The sequence below is a fragment of the Haloarcula sp. H-GB5 genome (assembly GCF_054850705.1).
The window spans coordinates 1-872 of record NZ_JBTWBG010000029.1 but is presented as its reverse complement, the minus strand read 5'-3'; the positions used below and the strand labels follow the sequence as shown (position 1 = coordinate 872).

At 60.2% G+C, this 872-nt stretch carries 1 protein-coding gene; it reads left to right on the top strand.

Going from position 1 to position 872, the window contains the following annotated elements; genetic code table 11:
- Positions 1 to 113 precede the first annotated feature (113 nt).
- Positions 114 to 872 (top strand): DUF6610 family protein (locus tag ACYJ11_RS21370; protein WP_461649396.1); only part of this gene is annotated, 759 nt, incomplete at its 3' end.

Here is an 872-nt window from a genome sequence, read left to right as displayed (position 1 = left end):
CACCTTCCTTCATTCTGCTCGACACTTCCGACCGTCTCCGTATTTAAGCCGCGGGGTCGTTTTGTGCCGCGCCTGCCAGCTGGGCGCGCCGGTGGGCGCGCTCGGTGTTTTCCATGTCTTCTGAGGCTCGACACTCTTGGTCAGCGGCGGCTGTCGGCGATGCACAGCAGGCTGAGTACATTGGGTTCCTTCACCGGGAACCGTTCGTAATCGATGCTTACCGGCTTGGATTCGCCGTCGGCGTTCGCGAGGATTACTCGTATCAGTCCAAACTGCGGAACGTCGACGTCCCGATTGAGATTCTAGACAACGACTTCCGGAATCCAGACTTGGACCGGTACATCGAACGCTTCGAGCAGTACGAGCCGTCGGTCGGGATGCTTGGCGACGCATACGACCAGCAGGAGGCGCGCCGGTACAACCAAGCCGCACGGGAGCTGAAACGGAAGTTTCCGGAGACAGAGGCTATCATCGTCCCGAAGTGCCGCGACGCAATCGACGTGATCGACGACGACATCATCTTGGGCTATCCGATGGGCTACTCCGACCAGACCGCCGACGAGTACACGGATATTGTGGACTGGCGGGGGCGGCGCGTGCATCTGCTGGGGGCAAGTCCCACGAAGCAGTATCCAGTGATCGAGGAACTAACCCAACCACGGGTCACTGGGGAGGAGCCAGCCGATATCGTTGGCGTTGACTGGAACGGGGTTCATTTGGCGGCGCTTCACGGCGAGTATTTTTCGCCACACGGCTACGGGAGTGCGGACCACCTCTCGATACGGGAGACGGTTCAACAGAGCTTGCGGCATATGCGGTCATACTGGAAATCGCGGGGGGTGTGGCCGACCGTGGAGAAAAACCGGTCCCCA